Origin of the sequence: Mycoplasma sp. (ex Biomphalaria glabrata), assembly GCF_001484045.1 — a bacterium.
Taxonomy (GTDB): domain Bacteria; phylum Bacillota_I; class Bacilli_A; order Mycoplasmatales.
On record NZ_CP013128.1, the window covers coordinates 25922 to 48961 of the forward strand.

The window sequence follows — 23040 nt, forward strand, 5'->3', positions numbered from 1 at the left end:
GTTGTACAAAATTGTTATTTTCTTTTATAAAATAATGAACCTGCATTATTTTTATTTTTTGCTAATTTCTGCGCCTTTTTCAAACGTTCTTGTTTTTCCTTAGCTGATGAAAAACCTTTTACAGTTTTACCTGTTTGAACTTTGGCTCTAATTTTTCTAATTACAAAAAAACCTGTTGGTCCAAATATCAATACCGCTGCTCCAGCAATAATAACCGGAATTACTCAACTTGGTAACGAAGAAGTTTCTGATGGTGGAACGATGTTTGGTAAACGACTAATTACTTCATCAATAGATAAAACTTGATTATTATAGTCTGAGCTTGCAAGACTTATATTTGTACGAATTTTTCGACCAGTTTCTAAATCATTACCAACAGCGATTTGAATATAGGTATCACGAACAGCTTTGATTGTATGATGCAATTCAGAAACTGAAGTAATTGTGTTAATTCCTTGTTGTGCTGGCATTGGTAATGAACTTGTTCCATCATAATTTGGTGATTCGTTGGCAAAATCAAAAGTTAATTTGTCATATGTAACTGAAGCAACTGAGTTTTCGGTTGAGTTTGGTGTATCTAGATTTTTAACGATAGTAATTTTCTGTGCCAAATTATATTCTGGAGTTCCGGTTGTCATATCAGCCACTGTAAATAATAATTGATCAAATGGAAAAATATTATTTGATGGGATGATTTTGTAAGTAAATTGTTGAACCCCTTTTGTAATTACCAATGTTGAACCATATTTTACATTTCCATCCTGTGAAGTTGGTGAGAATGTGATAGTATCGATATCACCATTTAATAAATGTTGGCCGGAATTAAGTTCTATAATCGAACCAGATATTTTTGCAGCTCCTAATAATTTTGGTGAAGTCGGTTGATAAATTAACTGTAATGGCGCTCCATATTGACCAAAGAACATAAATGAATGAGCCATATTTACGTTATTTCAATCAGCATTATCATCTCCTTGCGTTAATGAGAATCATTGAGATGTCATATCATTTAAATCTGCAGCTGAAGTTGGATTACCAGCTTGATTTAGGAATTTCGCTAAAGCTTGTTTAGCTTGATTTAAATCTTGATAGTTACCTCGGTAATTTGGTTGAGTCTTTCAAGATTTATTACTTTCTGAGTCAGCTAAGAAGTTAAATATCTCTGTTTGTCTTTTGAAACCTTTTTCTGTTGCTGCTAAATCTTTACTACTTAATTCAGATTGTTCGTTAGCAAAATTATCTAAATTATCGCTGAATTTTTTTCAAGCATCGTAACTTAAACGATAAGTTGCAGAAGAATCAGGAATAGTCATTAAATTATATGTTTCTTTATCTAGAATATTCATTGAAATATCTATGTCGATTGATGCGCCTGTTGGACCAGTCACTCAACCTGGTAAATTAGGATAATTTAATCCAGAACCATTAAATGTTGCAAAATAACCCTTAGAAACAGCAGAGTACTTATTATTAATAGATTGTAAATAACCACGGAATATTGTTGTTTGTTCATTTTTAAAATTTACTTCGTCATTTCTAAAATTACTAATCACATTTTTTTCTCATGTTGGATTTGTAGCGGAACTATGTAATGAATGGATATAAGTTTTTAAAGCTATTGTATTAAATACATCTGATGTTATATCGCCACCATTACGAACATAAACACCGTTAGTAATAGCATTATCTCCACCAAGAGTCTTATATGTTAATCTATTACCGTTTACATCATTAATAAAACCTCTAAAAATTGGTTTATATTCATTAATGATGTTAGTAATATCAGCATCAAAAGCCGTATTTTCTTTAGCAGTAAAGTTATCATCCTGAGTTAGGTTTGTTGTAATTTTATCCAATGCGCTATTGTGCAATCATTTACCATTTGTTACACGATCAACATTTTGGTAATTTCCAGGATCAGCTTTTAACGCTGTTAATGTTTCATTTAAAACTCAATTAACATTATTGTTAGCTGTTTTTACCATTCCTGGTAAAAAATTGCTATTAATTTCAGTCATTGATGTATACCCAAAGTATGCTGCTTGATAGCTTGAAATTAATGAAGTAACTTCGGTAGTTAATGAATTATTTTGAAAATTAATGAAATCTGCTCCTGGAGTACCTGGTGTAGAACTCATATATGTTGATAGCGTTGTTTTAAAGTGAATTCCGCTTTTTAAGTTAGTTGCATGTGAACTATCGACCGTTTGAAAAATTTTATATGTTGATGCGGATGTATTAGTTCAGTTATTACTACTTCAGGTAGCTATATCTCATATCGCATCTAGTGCTGTTGTTGTTTGTCATCCGATTATTGTTCTTACTGTTTGTGGCATAGATGTTTGAACGTTATAACCATAGTAATTATTTTTAAAGAATGTATTAATTAAATTGTCATTAATATCTAATACAAGAGCATTCATTTGTTCATCACGGAAATTATTTTCTTTCGTTAATGAATCATAAGTTGTGTGAATATATTGTGATTCTCAATCTCTAGTATCATTATTTTTGGTAATCAAAGTTGTTAATTTTGCTAAAACTTTACTATACACCCACCCATTTGCAATTGTTGAATCAGTAGTTTCAAGTAAGTAATTTTGGGTAGTTGTATATCCCATATATCATTGATTGTAGAAATCAACAATCGGTTGAAGAATTTTTGACATTTCTGCATCTTGATAAGTTTTAAAATCTATTAGATTTTTTGAACCATTAGCAAATATTTTGATGTATTCCATCATAAATTTATTTCCATCACCAACAGCCGTTGAACGAATAATTTCTAAGTCGCTACGAATTGTTACATCACTTCAATTATTATTACTGCTGCTATATTTAGATTCATATCATGTTCCTGTGTAACCGATTATTCCAAAATAATTATTACGTCATGATTGATTAATTGAATTAATATCTGCCAATGCTGCTCTCAAATCACGAGCTAAGATGGTGTTTCCAGTTGGCAAATCACTACTTGTACCCAAATTTGTACCAAATGTTGTTAATGTAGAATTAATTGTTTTCAATGATAATGTGTGAGCGTAATTTCACATATTTGTTTTCAATTCATCAAGTGTTAGCATTGATATTGCTTGTGTACCAAATCATAAATTTAAACTTGTTAAATCAGCTCCAGTCGCATAACCATAATAGTTATCATTATATTGTTGAGCAATTGATGCAATTTGATTAGTCAATTGTAATTCAGATCAAGTTTTATAATTTAATAATTCACCAATTGGTTCATTTGTTGATCCTTGTATTGTATATAACCCTTTTAAAAATCCGGCAATTGCTGTAAAGTCTTTTCCAGCATCAGTTACTAAATCACTCGTTAAAACTTGTGTACCAAATAACGTATATAAAGTATCAACGTCAGTTGGAACACCATTAGTGACGGTTCCGTTCATATTAAACATTAAAGCGATATGTTTTGAACCTACAAATACTTCAGTTGATGGTGAAACATCAAATTCATAACCAAAATAATATTTATTTAAGATTGATAAAATTTTTGTTAAGTCACTTTTTGCTGCAGTTGTTTGGTTTGTATTAAAAGTTGTTAAATCGGTATCTGTAATTCCTTTCAAGAAAGTATAAATATGATAAATTCCTTGACCATTTTTCTCGTGGTTAGTAATTTTTATAATTGCATTATCGATTGTTAAAAGACTTATTTGGTCGCTATCAAAAAAACTATCTAATAAATTTTGTGGAATTGAAGTTTCTCCGTATCCTCAATATTTTTCTCGAATTGATGTTCGAATAGCATCCACATTATTTCTAAATTTAGTATTTTGTTCTTGAATAAATTCATTCATATTTAGATCGCTAGCATCATTTAATCCATCAAAGAAATTGTGTAGTTCATATAAATGTGGGAAACCATCTCCACCATTTTTTAATACAACGTTATTTTTAAAAGATGTAAATAATGTTGCTGAGTTTAATTGTGTTCCATTTGCAACATTCAATAAAATCGTAGTACTAATTAATGATGTACAGTCAGTCATATAACCAAAATAATTAGCTTCAATAAGATTGTATGTTGTAGTTCATGCTGTACTCAATGAATTATTTTGATCATTGATAAAAGCAGTTACATCTGCTCCATTCTGAGTTATTCCATTAAAGTAAGAATGTGCACTTCATTTACCAACAAAATTTGGATCACTAGTTGGGAAGTTGGTAATAAAATATTGAGTTAATGTTGTTGAATCTAACGCAGTATCCAAGTTTTGTCCCATTAAAATATATTTTGAAATATTATTATCAGCTAATTTTTCAAAACCGTAATATGAAGAACTAATTCAATTTATTATGACTGTAAATCTTGCTTGCAATTGTGATTTTTGATCATCATTAAATTCTTTAATATCACCATCAGTTGTTATTCCCTCTAAAAATGTGCTAACAGCGTATTTACTTGGGAATCCGACCGTTGTGGCTGCTATTCCATTTTTAAAATTCGAAACGATTTGGTTTAAAATGATTTCTATATCGATAGGATAGCCATGTAGAATAACCTGAGCAATGTCATTTGTTGTTAATAATGAACTAGACGGAGCATATCCATAGTATGAAGGTGTTATTTCATCAACAATGCGTTTAAGTTCTTTATTTAAATAAATGTCTTGATTATTTTTGAAATCTAAAAATTGAGTTGAATCGATCCCTGCCGTAAACGATTTTAATTCTCACAACCCATTTAATCCGGTAGGAAAGCTTGTTGAACTAAATGTTGCAATAATTCCACTAGCAGTTAACTCTGTTCCTTCAGTAAAATTAACTAATAATTTATCAACATCACTAACAACTAAACCATCAACTGCTGTTTTTGTAATTCAACCATAGTAACCATCTTTAACACCGTTAATGATGGTATTAATAGCGTCAGTCAGTAATTTTGTTTCATTAGTTTTAAATTTATTTGTTTCAGTAACAGTAATTCCTTCTGTAAACTCTTTTAATTCTCACAACCCTTTTAATCCGGTCGGTAAATTCGTTGAACTAAATGTCGCAATAATTCCACTAGCGGTTAACTCTGTTCCTTCAGTAAAATTAACTAATAGTTTATCAACATCACTAATAACTAACGAACCCGATGCTGTTTTTGTAATTCAACCATAATAACCATCTTTAACGGTGTTAATGATGGTATCAACAGCATCAGTTAATAATTTTGTTTCATTATTTTTGAAGGAAGTAGCTTGAGTAGAATCAATTCCTGTTAAAAATTGATTCATTAGATATAACCCAGCAACACCAGTTGGTAAATTAGTACTTGTAATTGTTGCAATAATTCCGCTAGCTGTTAACTCGGTTCCTTGCGTGAAATGAACGAGCAATTTGTCTACGTCGCTAATTACTAATCCACCTGTTGTTGTTTTTGTAATTCAACCATAATAACCATCTTTAACAGAGTTAATAACGTCTGTAACCGAATTTGTTAATTTAGTTTTTTGATCATTTACGAAATTAGTTACATCTGCTCCATTTTGAGTTATTCCGTTAAAGTAAGAATGTGCACTTCATTTACCAACAAAATTTGGATCACCAGTTGGGAAGTTGGTGATAAAATATTGAGCTAATGTTGTAGGGTTTAATTCTGTATTAATAACTTGCCCCATCAAGATATATTTTGAGATATTATTATCAGCTAATTTATCAAAACCATAATAGTTTGGCGATATTCAATTAATGATAGTTGTAAATTGATTAGTCAATTGAGTTTTTTGGTCATCATTAAATTCTTTAATATCACCAGTTGAAGTTATTGATTCTAAAAATGTGCTAACAGCGTATTTACTTGGAAATCCAGTTGCTGCAGCTGCTATTCCATTTTTAAAATTTGATAATACTTGCGCTAGCGTAATTTCGGTAGCAAAATTCTGTCCATATAAAATAACTTGTGCTACAGTATTTGTTGTTAACAGTGAACTAGATGGATTATAACCGAAGAAAGAAGGATTGATGGCATCAAGAATTCTTTGCAGTTCAATATTTAAATGAGTTGATTGATTGTTACTAAAATTAGTTGTTTGAGTGGTGTCAATTCCTTCAACAAACGCTTTTAATCCTCATAATCCTGTTAATCCGGTCGGTAAATTCGTTGAACTAAATGTCGCAATAATTCCGCTAGCAGTTAACTCTGTTCCTTCAGTAAAATTAACTAATAGTTTATCAACATCACTAATAACTAACGAACCCGATGCTGTTTTTGTAATTCAACCATAATAACTATCTTTAATTAATCCAATAATTTCATTTATTTTAGCTGTTAGGTTAGTTTTTTGATCGGTAGTTCAGGCAATTACATCAGAATTTTGCGCATTTTTTAATGGGTCCATTATTGATTTGGTTGCTCATGGCCCAGGAAATTCAGCTGTCGTTGTTGGCAAATGAGCGATAAAATATTGGGCTAAAGTTGCGGAGTTTAAAGCGGTTCCGGCTGTTTGCCCAATAAGTAAATAATTAGTGATTTTGTTGTTTGTTAAACCTGCATATCCGTAGTATGAATTATTAATCAAATTGATAATTGATTGAAAATCTGCTTGAAGATTTGTTAATTGCGCATCTTTTCAAGTTGTAAATTGTGTAACTCTTGTAAAATTATATTTCGAAGTAGCAGCTGTTCATGAATAAAAAGTACTTAATTTATTGTATGTACTTTTTGTATGTGTAAACAAATTAATAAATGTAGTTTTATTGATTAATTGAGACGGTGAACCACTAAAATAAGCACTTACATCAAATTTATTAACTATAGCTGGGTCAGGATAACCTAAATATTCTGTTTTTAAGAAGGTATCATATAAATCATTTATTGCTCCATTAAAGGAATTTAAATTAATATCTTTATATGCTTGGAATTCAACAGTGTACCCGAAAGGAAATTTTTGAGTATTTGCATCTTTTCCAGCAATAATTGAAACACTTATGTTATTTCATATTTTTGAAGAAATAAATAAATTTAATGCTGTTTTACCGTTTCAACTACTACCCGTCATAACATTTACTCATCGAGCTTTAAGGTCGTTAACTGTGCTAATTGGGTTAGAAGTGTTTTGATCAATGTAATAATTTCATAAAGTGTTATTAGCACTATTAATATCTGCAAAACCATAATAAAATGTATTAAATTCTGCAAATATTTGAGTAATATAATAATTTAATTGATTACTTGATCAGTTTTTAAACTCATTAAAAGCCATTTCAATACTTGAACCTGAAGCAATATTAAAGTAAGGATCAATAAATCTAATTGGAGTTCCAGAAGTTAATTTATTTTTAAACTCATTTATTAATCTTTGTAACCCAGTTTTTGGATTACTAATATCATTGTCTGATTTATCAAAAATTAACCCATTATTAGTATCTAATACGTAAGTTGGAAACATGTTGGGTAAATTAGTTTCATTATATCAACCTCATTGGTGACCTAAAGATGTTCCTTCAAGGGTAATAATTCATTTGTCATAAGTACTATTTAGCAATGTTTGAATAGCTTGATTTTGGATACTTACGAAATCAGTAATAATTTGGTCATATTCAGCTTGAGAAATAGTGGGTAAATTTGAAGTTGCAGCTATTGTCATATCGCTAATGGTCATAGGGCTAAATGAAAAATCATCTTTTTTACCTAATCATGTTGCTATATTTTCGATAGCTGCTTTCTGAGCCGCTGTTGCTCCGCTAGTATGAAGTGCAGTTAAATCAACAAAAAACAAATTTTGTGAAAAAAAGGTGGTAAATTGTTGAAGAAGTGGGCTTGTAGCATCATTTCTAAAATGTCTTTGAAAAACATCTTGTGATGAAGATAAATCAAGAGTTATTATATCTTTGCCAGTTGAAGCAATGTAGTTAATTTTAGAACTACTAAAAGTTTGTTCATTACTAAAAAAAGTTTTAGCTGTATTGTAATCATAAGATTCTAAATTTGTGATTTTGTCATTTTCAATATTAAAAGCAAAATATCTACTACTTCTTGGTATAGATTTTGCATCTGGAGTGTTAGACATAACTCCGCTTGGAAATAAATAATAAATGTCATTATGACCTTTAAAAAAAGAAAAAGTTATAGCTTCAGCAGAATAGAACTCGTATTCACTATTTTTGGGAAATTGAAAACTAGCAGTTGCTGTAGCGTTACCTTTTGAATCTATAACACCCATATCTAAATTCGCTGAACTGGTTCCGTTGTCTCCTAAATTTATAAAAATGGTTCCATTGTCACTCTTAAACGTTCAGTATCCAAGAGTGTTCTTATATGGAGTAAAATTTATTGTAAATGGTTCAGCTTGTACATCGCTATATAAATTCTTTCATCCTAATAATGGTTTAGATGGATCAGCTCCACCACTATAGTCATGTTTTGGTATGGCAGTATCATCAACAAAATCAACATCTTGGACATCGAAACCAGCATCAATGCCAGCCACATTAAACCCTGCCAATGTTCAATTTGGATTTCTAGGATCAAAATTTATTAAACGATAAACTTCTATTAGTTTAGTATCTTGAGAAATTCACGTAAAGGTTATTATCTTATATTTATTTATCGGTTCAGTATTATCGTAATATATGCTAATATTTCTAATTGTATTTTGTCCTAAATTACCGCCAGACAAAACATATGTCGTTGAGTCACCGCTTTTTAAGTTAGTTACCCCCGCACTTCACAATCCGGTCCCATAGGGATTAGAACTATCACCGCTATCACGGAAAAAGGTAACTAAATCTTCGCCTACTATTTGAGGTTTCAACACTATTTTTTTACTAACATCAAAACCTAAACTAACCTTCTTGTTTACAACCGTTAATTCTTTAGTTGATGGATCGATTGAGTATGTGGCAAATGAATCAAAATGAGGTCTTTTAAAAGTTGGAACTCAATAAGGAACAACAACATATTGATCAGATTTTATGGTTGTAAAACCAGAATTATCTCTTAGATTATTCCCTCCGAAATTACTAGGAATATAACCACGAAAAGGATCGGTATTTGAATTACTGTTTGGGTTTTCTCCACTCACTGAAGAAAAAATCTCACCATTCGAAGCGTTAAGAATATTATCGCCTTGGTGAGATTTTAAGTTATTATTTGAAGCCAATACCCCAGGTTCTGCCAATTTTGAAATTGGATCTATAGCAGTTGTTGTTAAGGTTGAAAAAATTGCAAATAATTTTAATTTTCTATTCATGAAGTTCACTCCACATGACTTATTGAAATAGTTATGTTTTTCAAATAACTAAGAATCTCTATTAAGTCATTTTATTTATATCAATATTATAACACTCATTAAAAAAATGGGTTTTTGGAGGTTGTTATTTTTTTTCAATAAGAAAAGAAATTACACTCATTAAGTAAAATGTGGCAGTTTCCATTCTTAATATTCTTTTACCAAGAGAAATTGGTTTTCATTGTGCTTTTTGTAATATTTCAACTTCCCTTAAATCAATTCCGCCTTCTGGACCGATTAGAAAGTAATTAAAATTTTCTTGTTTAAAGTTATCTAACTTTAATTGATTATCCGTATCTGCTAATTCATAGCAGTAATAACCCTCTTTATTTTTAACTCAGTCACTTAATTTTTGAATCGGAGTAATAATTGGCATGGTGTTGCGATTCGATTGTTCAGCAGCTTCTTTAGCGATTTTTGATCAACGTTCAATTTTCGTGTCGTCAATTTTATTAACTATTGAACGAGTCATCAAAATTGGCGTTATTTCGTGGCAACCTAGTTCAGTTAATTTTTGAATAATAAGATCCATTTTTTCGTTTCTTGTTAAACCAATCGCTACAGATATTTTAATTGGTAATTCAGTATCTTCATCTAATTCTTGAATGATTTCTAATTTACAATTATCTTTATTTATTGCTACTAACTTAGTTAAAATTTTTCTGTTATTAAAAATAATCATTATTTCTTCATTAATTTTAAATCTCATTACATTTTTAGCGTGGTGAAAGTCATTATCTCGCAAATAGAAATTATTATTTTCAATATGATTCAAAAAATATTTTTGCATATACTCTAATTATAGTTTTTTTCGTCTAGGCAATTGTATAGAAAATAAAATAAGCAATAAAAAATGGGACTAGACAATATAAAGAAATTGGAATTTCTTTATATTTACCCGTACAAGTTTTGATGGCAATATAGTAAAGAAATCCAAATGCAATACCAGCTGATATAGAATAACTTAGCAATATTATTAAGATTGTTAAAAATGAACCAACATATGTGACAAAATCTTTATGCTCAAGTTTCAATACTTGAGTAAACATCAAAGCCCCTACTACAATTAAAATTGGGTCGGTGATGGCTGATGAAAACAATGAAGTAATCGGAAATAATGGCAAAACTAGCAAAAATAATACCGATGTTACAATTGCTGAAGCGCCATGTTTTGCTCCTTGTGAAATACCAGAAGATGATTCAACATAACATGCAGCATTACTTGTTCCTAAAGAAGCCCCAACAACGGTTGATACACCCTCAATTAAAGTAATGCTTTGAAAGTTTTTAATATTTCCTTTTTTATCATATAACTTCCCTTGTTCAGCTAAACCAACTAATGTTCCAGTCATATCAAAGAACATTACAAATAAAAATGTAAATACAGCAACGTATCCAGCGAAATGAGTAAATACATCAGGGATATGAGTTCATCCATTTAAAAATGTCTTCCCTACTTTTGAAAAATCAAAATTTTGAGTCTCGATACTTGGTAGAGCTTCTTCTTTAATATTCCCTGCATAATGTAAAATAACTCCGATTATAATTGAAATTGCCATCGCTAAAATAAATGCATATTGTAAACGCAATGCATAAAAGACAAAAGCTAAAAGAAGCGTAATTAATGATAATATTACTCCTCACTTTTTTAAATTTCCGAAAGTTGTAGCTGTTGTTGGATCTTGGGTAATTATTCCTGTTTGTTGCAATCCGATGTAAGCAATAAATAGACCAATTCCAGCACCAATTGATAATTTAAGATCTCTTGGGATAACGTCGACAATAATTTTGCGTAAAGGAGTAATACCAATTACTGTGAACAAAACTCCACTAATGATACTAGAAGATAAAGCAATATCTAAAGCATTTGGAACATTTCCCAATAGTTTACCTACTAGGGTAAATGCAAAAAAAGCATTTAAACCCATTCCTGGTGCCATTCCGATTGGAACATCAGCAAATAAACCAATTAAAAGTGTTCCTAAGAATGAAACAACTACTGTTGCAAAAAATAATGCAAATTTAACAGATGAGACTTCATTATCTGTGGGATGATATGCTCCCAATAAAATTGATGGATTTACAAAAACAATGTAAACCATACTTAAAAAAGTTGTAATTCCGCCAATAATTTCAAATCTTAATTGCCTCCTATCTTTTTTTAGAAGGTATTTAATCGTAGAAATGCTTTGGAACATATATTTAACCCTTTATATAGAAGATGACTTTTTCTTTTTTAATTGGAATATCATCAATATTTTGATATCCGATTAACGAAATAATACGTTGTTTTGCAGTGACATCAAAATGAGTATCTAATAATTTAGTTATTTTTTCAAGTATTCGATTATTTTTACATACTACATAAAATTCTTCCGGATTTAGATTATGTTTTTTAATAAATTGAGTAATGATTTTACTGTTTTTAACATTTAAATTAATGATCTTGCATGATTCAATGTGGTTAGCATCTTCAACAATATATTTTTCAGTCGGAATTCACTCATCTACATTATCAATTAAAACAGCTGTTGTTGTTTTATTTATTTTATTTTTAATTTTTCCGTACTGTTCGTGTGTCAATAAACATGATCTTAAAAATTCTTTGTAAATTATTTCATTAAAATTAGAACTCTTTTTTGATAAAACATTTAAGTAATCAATGATTATTTTTTTAATTCGTTTGCTTGTGCAGACAATGACTATTTTTTGACGTTCATAGTCATAGCGTTTAAATAATTTATCAAGTGTATTTTTAACATCACTAACGCTTATACATATCTCTTTTAATTCATTTTGACGTTCTAATAAAATATCTTCAAAAGTATCGGTTACATCTTTTTCAGTTCAAGAATCAATTATTATAGTTGATTCTTGAATTCCATATTTTTTTTCTTAAATATTCTCATCTAGTTTAATTATATAAAAAACTAGATTATTCGTTTGATTCACAATCATGATCGTCATCTTCAAAATCAAATTTGTAATAATTTTCAGTTACTAAAATTTTTACTAATTGTTCTGTTCTTTTTATAACGTCATCAAAACAAAAATTATTTTTTTCACGCAAATCCATTAATACTTCGTAATTATTTTCTTTTTTACCGGTAACTAGATAACAAGAAGGATAAATTGTAATTTTTTCTTCAAAAAGTTTATTTGAAGCTTTAATATTACTTTCATTATCAATAATTAAAAGATTACCTAATTTATCAAAATTTTCTTCCCATTTTTTATTAAAAGAATCTCCATCTTCAATTTTTTTACTTTCAAAAAAATCTTTTCATAATCTATTTTCTCTCGGAATAATGTGTTCTAAAGAATTATAGTCATAATTTTTACCCTCCAAGTGTGCTATTTTTCTTATCATGTTTTTAGCAGCAGTTGGCGGTAAACTATTACTTTTTAATTTTCGAGCAAAATCATTTAAAGGCGAAAAACCAAAAATATAGTTTTCCGTCATATTTTTAATTCCTGCATATAATTTATTGTATGAATCTTTAATGTCGTCGCTTATAAAGTTATCGAAAAAACTTCCTATAGATAGTCCGGTTCCTTTACTTACATGTAATCTACTTCTAAAGAGAATAAAATTTTTAACAATTTAAGATTATTTTTCATCGGCATCATAAGTCTAAAATCGTGAGGTTTTGCTTTATATTTTGTATCAACATCCTCAGTATATGCATTATTACATGAAAGTTTTTTTATTTTTGATTTCAAGTTATCATCTAATTTTATAGCTCCGCCTACTGGTTTTCATTGCCCATCTCTATTAGAATAAATTACCAACAAGCGATTATTGGTATCTCTAATGTTCGCAATTACTCCAATAGTGACACGAACTTCTTTTTCATTTTTCAAGAAAACTTTTGTTTTACCATTCGGGTTATTATAGATAATAAAACCATTCGTTTTATTTTTAAATTTTCTTTGAATTCAAATAGATGATTTGTCAAAAAAGAATAAAATAAAATTTGCTGCCAATCCGATTAAAACTGCATAAAGTATATTCATTATTAATTTATTCATTAATTATATCATTCAATTGATAATTTAATTTTCTATTCAATGCATCCAAAACATCTTTAAGCGAAAATTTATTAAATATCATGTAAAGTTCTTTAGCTGAAGTGTTTAAATCATTATAATTTTTAATTAGATTAGATTCAGGAGATTATTTTAGATTAAACGAAGATCGTCAAGACGATTCGTATAAAAATTTTTTAATCAAATTGAAAGTATCATCATCTCTTAGAGAGATTACTAAATCTGTTATATAAATTGAAGTTATTCCTCTTAAATGATTACGTGAAAACAAATGTTTAAGAATTAAAATAGCATTTCTTTTGCTGTTTTTTCCGTTTGATTCATCCAATGCTTTTGATTGTCTATTAAAAGTTGCTTTTGGATCCGAGATTTTTAATTCATAGGAAGAATTATTATCAGAAGTTCTCCTTAAATGAAGTAATTCATCATTTTTATAAAAACTAATCGAATTAATTTTAGGTTTAACATAAATAACAAAATCTATATGAAAATTTGGTTTATTTAAATTGTTCATAAATTTTATAGTAACAACAGGTTTTTTATCTTTAACAGTAACGTTTAATTTATAGTAGTTATTCAACTTTTCTCTTATTCAAGGAATTAATTTTTCCTTAAATCTTATTGCATCAGAAAGTTCGGTTCCTTCTTCTAAAACGATACCATAATCGATATCAAAATCATTATCATGATATTTAACACCTGTTCTAATTTTATAACTACCTAAATTAAATTCTCCCACGATTTTCAAATTTTGTTGTCTTGAAAACTCTTTAACAAATTCAATAATTTTATCTCTTCTGCTACGAATTTCATCATAAATATCATCGCTAATTTTTAATTTTGATGCAAATTTATCTAATACATCACTTATTTTTTGTTCATTAATATTCATTATTTTTCCCTCCTGCAAATTATAGAAAAGTTTTAACTCTCCTTGCAAAACTCTTATTTAAATCTTCTGAACGATCTTTTTGAACGTTTGAAAGAAATGCTTTCTCATCTTTATTTAAATGAGATGGAATGTTAACATGGATTTCCACAATCAAATCTCCAATTGTTGTATTGCTTCTTAAGTTAGGAATTCCTTTTTGTTTTACTTTCAATAATGTTCCGTGTGCTGTTCCAGCTGGAATTTTAATTTTAACATCACCATAATATGTTGGAACATATAATTCAGCCCCTAAAATAGCATCTGAATAATCAATTGGTAAAATAATTTTTAAATCATTTGTTCATTCTTCATTACGAATGATACGTTCAAATATCTGATTTTTTTCAATATTAACTTCAACATATAAACTTCCAGCTGGGCCACCATTTATACCAGGTTCTCCAAAACCAGTTACTTCGATACGTTGACCTGGATAAATTCCTTTTGGGATTTTAATGACTTTTTCTACTTTTTGTGCCACAATTCCCTTGCCATGACACGCTGAACATTTCTTTAAAATTAATTTTCCTTTACCATGACAATCAGGACAGGCTGATTGCATTTCAGTATAACCCATCATTGTTCGAACGCGTTGGCGAACCATCCCTTTTCCGTTACATGTTCGACAGACGCTAATATCAGCTGGTGAAGCAGCACCACTACCATGACAGTGTGAACAACTTACATGCTGTTCTAGTGTTTTTTTAATTTCTGTACCGAATACAACATCACGAAGATTAATACTTACGCGCATTAGTAAGTCGTTTCCACGTTGTGGAGCATTAGGGTTAGCAGATCTTGAACCGCCACCAAAACCACCAAAAATATTATTTAAAATGTCTTCAAAAGAATTTTCACCAGCGAAACCGCCACCAAATCCGCCGAAACCACCAGCACCGCCGCCACCTTGTTCTGCAGCATGACCAAATTGGTCGTAAGCTTGTTTTTTATTAGGATCGCTTAGTGTTGCATAAGCTTCAGAAATTTCTTGAAATTTCTTTTGCGTATCTGGGTCCTCTTTATTAACGTCGGGATGATACTTTTTCGCTAATTCACGAAATGCCTTTTTGATTTCTTGTTCGGATGCACCCTTTTTTAAACCCAAGACTTCATAATAATCTCTTTTTTGTCTCATTTTTCACTCCTTATATAACAAAAAGAGGTTGCCCTCTTTTTGTAGTAAACAATTATTGTTTTAATGGATCATCATTTGAGTTTGTTTCCTCTGGTGATGGGCCATGTTGCTGGTTAGCTTTTGCTTGATGGAAGGCTTGTGCTACTTGAGTAAAGTCATTAATTATTTTTTCCATTTTTGGATAATCATCATTTTCGATAGCACCTTTTAATTCATCACGCATTTGTTCAGCTTGTGATTTTTGCTCAGGAGTTAGTTTATTTGCTTCCTCTGATGCTAGGTTTGCTTCAATTTCTGAAAGAATTGATTGAGCTTGATTTTTAGTTTCAACGTTTTTACGTTTTTGTTTATCAGCTTCTTTGTTTTCTTCAGCTTCTTTTACCATTCTTTGAATATCAGCTTCACTTAATCCTTCGTTGTTTTTAATAGTAATTTGTTGTTCTTTTTGTGTATCTAAATCCTTAGCATTTACATGAACAACTCCATTAACGTCAATTGAGAAAGTAACTTCAATACGTGGAGTACCACGTTTAGCTGGGCGAATTCCTTCTAAAGAAAATCTTCCTAATGTTTTATTGTCTGTTGCAAATTCTCTTTCTCCTTGTAAAACATGGATGTCTACAGCTGGTTGATTATCTTGTGCTGTTGAGAAAACTTGTGATTTATTAACAGGAATTGTTGTGTTACGATCAATAATTTTTGTCATAACTCCTCCAAGTGTTTCAATACCTAAACTCAATGGCGTTACATCAAGTAATAGAATATCTTTAACATCACCTGTTAATACTCCACCTTGAACAGCAGCTCCGATAGCTACAACTTCATCTGGGTTGATAGTTCTATCTAATTCGCGACCAACTTCTCTTTTTACTAGTTCTTGAACAGCCGGAATTCTTGTTGAACCACCAACTAATAGAACTTTATCAATATCTGATGCTTTTAAATGAGCATCTTTTAAAGCTTTTCTAATTGGTTCTAAAGTTTTTTGAACTAAATGACGTGTCATACTATCAAATTGAGTTCTTGTAATTGTCATTTCAATGTGTAAAGGTCCTGATTCACTCATTGTAATAAATGGTTGAGAAATAGTTGCTTCTAATGAATTAGATAAATCTTTTTTCGCTTTTTCAGCAGCTTCTTTTAATCTTTGTTTTGCAACTTTATCTTTTGCTAAATCGATCCCGTTAACTTTTTTGAATTCACTAATAATTCAATCCATAATAACGTGGTCAAAATCGTCTCCACCTAAAAAGTTATCTCCTGATGTCGATAAAACTTCAAAAGTTCCACCAGATAATTCTAGAACTGAAACATCAAACGTTCCACCACCTAGATCGTATACTAATACTTTAATATCTTTATCTTGTTTGTCTAATCCGTAAGCTAGAGCAGCAGCTGTTGGTTCATTAATAATACGTTCAACAGTTAAACCAGCAATTTTTCCAGCATTAATTGTTGCTTGACGTTGTGCATCGTTAAAGTAAGCTGGTACCGTGATAATGGCACGAGTTACTTTTTCACCTAAATAATCTTCAGCAGATTGTTTCATTTTTTGTAAAACCATTGCTGATATTTCTTCTGGTGTGTAATCTTTTCCCATTACGTTAACTTTTTCGTTTGTTCCCATTTTACGTTTAATTGAACTAATTGTATTTAGGTTAGTCATTGCTTGATTTTTAGCAGCTTGACCAACAATAATTTCTGTTCCTTTGAAAGCAACAACTGATGGTGTTGTTCTATTACCTTCTGAATTAATAATTACTTTAGGTTCTTTCCCATCCATAATAGCAACACATGAGTTTGTTGTTCCTAAGTCGATTCCAATAATTTTTTTACTATCTTTATTCATTTTGTCTCCCTCTTTTATTTATTTAGCAATCAAATTTATCAATTGCTAAATATTATATTAGCATTTTTTTTAGCAATTGCAATATCTAATTGCTAAATATTTTTTGCTATTTTTACTTTGGCATATTTAATCACTTTATCGTTTAGTTTATATCCTTTTGATGCAACTGAATAAACATTACCATCCTTCACTTCATTTGTTTCAATATGTTCAACGGCTTCGCATTCATGATGATTAAATTCGTCACCGCGTTTAGGATTAATTTCCTTAACGTTTTGGTTTTCTAATCCTTCTTTTAGTTTTTGAAGGATCATTACAAAACCTTGACGTCATTTATTAATTTCTTCATTATCAGTTTTAGCATTTAGAGATGATTCTAATCATTCAATTGGTTGAATAAAATCATTCACTAATTTTTCTAATCTTTTTTGAACATTTTCATCTGATGATTTTAATTGACGTTGAAGATGATTTTTTGTTTCCTGCATAATTTCAACATGTGAATCGTAATCTTTTGCTTTACGCTCATTTGTTTTTGCTTTTGACATTCAGGAATTCACAGAAATTTCTAATTCATTAGCTTTTTCCTTTAATTTTTTAATTTCTCTATCTTTTTTATCAATTTCAGTTTCTAATTCTAAAATTTGTTTTTTAAATTTTTTTGCTTCTTTTGGAGAAGCTTCTATTTCAATATCTTCGTTTTTTTCAATAATTTCTTCATTATTTAAATTTTCGTTAGTCACGCTATACTCCTTTATTTTTTATCTACGTTATATTCTTCTAAACGAATCGCCAACCATTTTAATAAACTATTAATTTTCATGTAATCCATTCGTTTCGGGCCAACTAGTGATATTTGTTTTGAACCACTAGCATTAATATGGTCATAAGATGTTGACACGATAGCTAAATCACGATAATTAGTTCCAACATCCTCGCCAAAAATAACTTGTGGTTCATGTGTTTGAGAACTATTTATTATGTTTGTCTTTCCTGTCTTGTGATCTAAATGGTCTCAAATCGAATTTTCTTCAAAAAGTTGCAATATTTTTTTAATTTTTTCTGGGTCATTAAATTCAGGATTACTTAAAAATTTATTTACACCAACAACACTCCGTGAAGTTGTATCTCCAATAATTAATTGTTTTATAATGTTTTGAAGCAATCGTTCATAATCTTGAACATTTTTAGAAACAATTTTCCCGATCATATCGATATTAATTGATAATTTTTCTAAATTAATTTCATTTAAACGTTCATTTAAATAATCAACACATTTTTTTAAATCATCGATATCGATTTTTTTAGGAATATTAAAAACTTTATCTTGAACACTTCCATTCGTGGTTATTAGCAAGGCTAATGCAGTGTGAGAAGTTAAAGGAATTATTTCAATTTTCTTTAACTTGTGATTATTAGTTTTTTGAGAAACAATTGCTGCAACAGAAGTTAATTCACTAATAATTTTACAAGATTCCTTAATTACTTCATCGATTGATAATACCCTTTCCTCAAAGAGAATTTCTAGTTTTTTTTGAATTTCTGAAGCTTCTTTATTCTCCATTAAATTCTCGAAATAATAACGATACCCTTGCGTTGTCGGGATTCTCCCTGAAGCAAAATGATGTTTTTCAATCAAGCCTTTTTCTTCTAGCATAACCATGTCATTACGAATAGTGGCGCTCGAACAATCAAGTTCATATTTTGTTAATAATTCATTGCTGCTTATTGGATTTGCAGTATGTAAATATTCTTCAATAATGTTTTTTAAAATTTGTTGTTGACGTTCATTAATCATACTATCTCTTTTAGCAATCTCACTACGAGTTTGCTAATTTATATAATAGCATAATTTTGAAAAATATTATAAAAATATTCATCTAAATAAAAATAACGCCCATCGGCGTTATTTTTATTTATTTAATAGAAAGAATAAGTGACTACTATTGCCCTTCTCATTCTTTTCAGTTTAGTAATTCACCAGCAGCTGATAATGTCCCTTTATCGTTAACATATAGACTTTTCAAGTATTCAGCAACCACTGAATAGTGAGTAATTCTATTGATTAAATCCGTTTGGGCAATTTGTGCTTTAAATAATGTATATAATCCATCAACATTACTTTCTAAACCATAAGTTGATCCATTTTTACATATGAATAATGTTCAAATGTGATTTGCCCCCGTAAATGGGCTTGGGGTTTGTGTATAATTAAAATCTTTGTCATTATAATATTGAACTAATAATTCCAAAATATTTCTTAAATCACCTTTGGCGATAACTTCTTGAGATTCAGAGAATATGAATAAATCATAAAATACTCCTCCTGAAATTCCGCTATTAAAGAAATCATAAATTTTATAAAATCCTCATCCTTTAGCAGCATCAAGAATATTTGATTCAATTTGAGCATTTGTTAATGGAGTTTTGTGATCACTACCTAAAAAGTATTCAATAAAGTAGTTTGGTAAAGTAGTGTCGTTATTGTAACCTCAATAAGCATTGTTGTATTCTCTCACAGCATGTTCAATATCATAACTTAATGCTGTTCTTTGTTCGTCTTTAAATTCACCCGAAATTTTATTTTCATTTACTAAAGTTTCTAATCAAACTTTAACGCCGTATGAGAATGGGAAGTCTTGAGTTCCGTGCATGTCAATAACGTTTTGTTTGAATAATTTTAATAACGCTACGGAATCTAGCGGAGTTCCATCATTTTGAATAATCAATAATGTTCTGCTAACTAAAGAATCCATTTCAGTTGTATAACCGTAGTAATTATTTACCATTTCATCATAAATTGGGTTTCATGCTTTTTGTAATGAATTACTTTGATCTGTTAAAAATTCATTGATTGCAGTTTTATCTGTAATTAATGTTGTTAAGAAACCATTTAAATATCATTTCCCTGGTAGATCTATTGTTGGTGTACTTGGGAAGTTATCCATTAAATAATTTGCCAATACAACAGGGTCCAACGGAGTTCCATCAGTATAACCTAGCAATACATAATCACTAACTGAATTATTTGCTAATCTTTCAAAACCATAGTAATATGGTTCAATCATTCCAATAATTGTTGTAAAGTGATCAATTACTTGTTTTCTTTGATCTTGAACGAATGCTTGAAAATCTGTATTTTCAATAGTTATATTTCCTAAGAATTGACGAACTAAATATGGTTTTGGGAAACCTTCAGCACTAACAGATAAACCTTGTTTAAATGCATCAACAATCATTTGCTCGTTTGGTGGTGTATTTGTTCGGTGTGTATAAAAAATTACTTGATAGATGGCATTTGCACCAAATTCAGGAGATGCTGAATAACCATAGTATGTATTTTCAAAAAGAGGAACAATTCTTGAAATTTCTTGACTTAGATACTTTGATTCATTATTTTTAAAAGTATTTATATCATCTGAAGTGATTAATTTAAGAAATCCTTTTATTTCATATAAACCAGTTAGTCCAGTTGGTAAAGATTCCATGGTAATTGTTGCAGCAATAGCTTCAGGGGATAACTCTGTGTTCACTGGAAAATTCACCAATAATTTGTCAACATTCGACACAAGTAATCCAAAACCACTTGTTGTAGTTACTCAACCAAAATAATTGTCTTTAATTTTATCTATAATTTTTTGTAAGTCATTATTTAATTGAGTTTTTTGATCATTTACTCAATCATTTAAACCTAATTCTGGATTACTTTTTAGTGAATCGATCATTGATTTTGTTGCTCAAACACCTAGATATTCATCTGAAGTCGCTGGATGATTTAAAATAAAATAATCTGCTAAATCAGCTGCACTCATTTGTTTTTCAACTTCTAAATTTTGAAAAATATAAGTTGTCAATCTATTGTTAGCTAAACTTGCATATCCGTAATATGATGGTGAAACTAAATCAATAATTGACTGAAAATCTTGTTCTAGAGATGATTGTTGATAGAAAACATAATTCAAAAAGTTTTGATTTTCGGCTGGTCTATAATAAGAACCTTCAGACGTTCATATAAAATATTTACTCAATTCAATATATGTTGCTGCTGTGTGAATAAAAGAATCTTTAAATTCCTGCATTGTAACAATTTGGGTTGGTGTTCCAGAAAAATATTGACTAACATTAAATACACCATTTGGATCAGCATACCCAAAATAATTGTTTTCTAGAAATTGATTATATAGAGTATTTGTTGCTAACTTAAAAGAGTTTGTATTAATCAATGTAAAATTATTAAAATCTGCTGTTGCTACAAATTCGTATTGTTCAATGGTTGCATCCTTGCCACCCACCGAATCAACAGATAAACCTGCTCAAACATCAGTTGAAAATAAAAAGTTTATAACAGTTGAAGCATTTCATGAAGGATCCTTCATTACATTTATTCATTTACTAATAACTTCGTCAACTGAAGTAAGAGGATTTAATGTAGCATCATCTAAATAATAGTTTCAATATTGTTGATTTTGTGAATTTAGGTCAACAAAACCATAATAAAAACTATTATATTGATTAATAATTTTTTGAACATAATAACTAAATTGATTTTTACCTCATGTTTGATATTCATGAAAAGCCGTTTCAATTGCACTTCCTGAAACAGGATTTAAGTATGGTTCAGTCAAACGTTCTGGATTACCAGCTTCTAAACTATCATGAAATTTTGCTAATAAATTTTGCAACCCTACCCCAGGGTTTGCAATGTTATCATCTTTGTTATCAAACGTTAATCCGTTTTTTGAATCAATTACGTATGCTGGAAACATGTTTGATAAGTTATTTTGGTTATATCAACCTCATTGATGACCGTCTTCTGTCCCCTCCATTGTTTGAATTCATTTTGAATAAGTTAAATCAATCAATGTTTTTGCAGCAATTGATTGAATGGATGCAAAATTATCAATAACTGTTGCTAATTCGTCTGGGTTTAAGTCTTCTGGGAAATTAGCGGTTGCTGCAGCCACCAACTGTTCATTAGTCATCGGACTAAATCTATAATCGGAACTTTTTCCGATTCATAAAGATATCTTATCAATAGCATCTTTTTCAGATGGGGTTGCTTGATTTTCATATGCCGAAGTTAAATCGACAAAATATAATCCATTTTTAAGAAAAAATTCGAATTGATTTAAAAATGGTGATACGTTAGCATTAAATTCTTTTATAGATTTTGATGCATAATCTACTTGCTGAGTAGTTGAGTTAAAAGTTTGTGATGTGGTTTGTGTTTGCTGTGAATGGTTTTTACTAATTTGTTGTTCATTAGTGTTTCGGTTCATAAAGCTTGAAATTGGCACAAGTGTAACTGTTGTTAAAGTTGCTAAAAGTGCCAATAATTTGAATTTTTTATTCATATTTTTCCTTTGTATTTCTTCTATATATGTTATTATTATAAATCTAAATTTTGTTAAAATTTTAATTTAAGACATAGAAAATATATATAATAAAAATTATTTACTTTTATTGGGTTGATTTTTTTATACATAAAAAAAATTACACAAGTTATAGAACAAATACCAATCATTCCGATGAAAATTCACAGAACTCATAACAAGTTGTTATTATTAATAACATTATTTGAAGCAAATATTGCGCTAAGTGTTATTAAAAAATTATTGTAATCATCTGTAAAATTATTAATGAATTGGGTATTTACTAATAAATCTTGATTCGGGTAAAATCGATTAGTATTTTTTAATAAACCATTTTGAAAATCATCAATAAACTTATTTATTAATCTAGCATTTTTATCAATCTCTTCTCTATTTGCTATTTCTTCATAAATATCGTTATTTACCTTTTAAATCAACGTCCCAAAACTAAGAATTTA

The 23040-nt window shown here is 29.4% G+C and carries 12 protein-coding genes; all 12 read right to left on the reverse strand.

Annotated features, from left to right (window positions below; all coding sequences use genetic code 4):
* Nucleotides 1–14 precede the first annotated feature (14 nt).
* The 12 genes from ASO20_RS00155 to ASO20_RS00210 all read right to left on the reverse strand — a co-directional run bounded on the left by ASO20_RS00155 (nucleotide 15) and on the right by ASO20_RS00210 (nucleotide 22564).
* A complete protein-coding gene (locus tag ASO20_RS00155) occupies nucleotides 15–9206 on the reverse strand; it encodes a hypothetical protein (RefSeq protein WP_085055900.1) in 9192 nt (3063 codons plus the stop codon).
* A 124-nt stretch (nucleotides 9207–9330) separates the two neighbouring features.
* The gene (locus ASO20_RS00160; protein WP_085055901.1) at nucleotides 9331–10035 is read right to left on the reverse strand and encodes an RsmE family RNA methyltransferase; all 705 of its coding nucleotides are present in this window, start codon (nucleotides 10033–10035) and stop codon (nucleotides 9331–9333) included.
* A gap of 25 nt (nucleotides 10036–10060) precedes the next feature.
* Nucleotides 10061–11443, reverse strand: coding sequence for an NCS2 family permease (locus ASO20_RS00165; RefSeq protein WP_085055902.1), 1383 nt, complete (start codon nucleotides 11441–11443; stop codon nucleotides 10061–10063).
* Nucleotides 11444–11447: 4 nt separating this feature from the next.
* The gene (locus ASO20_RS00170; protein WP_085055903.1) at nucleotides 11448–11828 is read right to left on the reverse strand and encodes a hypothetical protein; all 381 of its coding nucleotides are present in this window, start codon (nucleotides 11826–11828) and stop codon (nucleotides 11448–11450) included.
* 352 nt (nucleotides 11829–12180) lie between these two features.
* A complete protein-coding gene (locus tag ASO20_RS00175) occupies nucleotides 12181–12708 on the reverse strand; it encodes a GmrSD restriction endonuclease domain-containing protein (RefSeq protein WP_085055904.1) in 528 nt (175 codons plus the stop codon).
* Between the two features lie 98 nt (nucleotides 12709–12806).
* Entirely contained in the window at nucleotides 12807–13277 is a 471-nt protein-coding gene (locus ASO20_RS00180) for an SMODS-associated NUDIX domain-containing protein (RefSeq protein ID WP_085055905.1), read from the reverse strand.
* Nucleotides 13278–13422: 145 nt separating this feature from the next.
* A complete protein-coding gene (locus tag ASO20_RS00185; protein ID WP_085055906.1) occupies nucleotides 13423–14187 on the reverse strand; it encodes a nucleotidyltransferase domain-containing protein in 765 nt (254 codons plus the stop codon).
* Nucleotides 14188–14206: 19 nt separating this feature from the next.
* A complete protein-coding gene (dnaJ, locus tag ASO20_RS00190; protein WP_085055907.1) occupies nucleotides 14207–15361 on the reverse strand; it encodes a molecular chaperone DnaJ in 1155 nt (384 codons plus the stop codon).
* A gap of 52 nt (nucleotides 15362–15413) precedes the next feature.
* Nucleotides 15414–17210 carry a molecular chaperone DnaK gene (dnaK, locus tag ASO20_RS00195; RefSeq protein WP_085055908.1) on the reverse strand — a complete coding sequence of 599 codons (1797 nt, stop codon included), beginning with the start codon at nucleotides 17208–17210 and terminating at the stop codon, nucleotides 15414–15416.
* A 92-nt stretch (nucleotides 17211–17302) separates the two neighbouring features.
* Nucleotides 17303–17953: a nucleotide exchange factor GrpE gene (gene grpE / locus ASO20_RS00200; RefSeq protein ID WP_085055909.1), complete on the reverse strand. Its 651-nt coding sequence runs from the start codon at nucleotides 17951–17953 to the stop codon at nucleotides 17303–17305.
* Between the two features lie 11 nt (nucleotides 17954–17964).
* Nucleotides 17965–19008 (reverse strand): heat-inducible transcriptional repressor HrcA, encoded by a 1044-nt coding sequence (hrcA, locus tag ASO20_RS00205; RefSeq protein WP_085055910.1) that lies wholly within the window; start codon nucleotides 19006–19008, stop codon nucleotides 17965–17967.
* Between the two features lie 145 nt (nucleotides 19009–19153).
* Nucleotides 19154–22564, reverse strand: a complete 3411-nt coding sequence (locus ASO20_RS00210) for a hypothetical protein (protein WP_085055911.1) — start codon at nucleotides 22562–22564, stop codon at nucleotides 19154–19156.
* Nucleotides 22565–23040 lie beyond the last annotated feature (476 nt).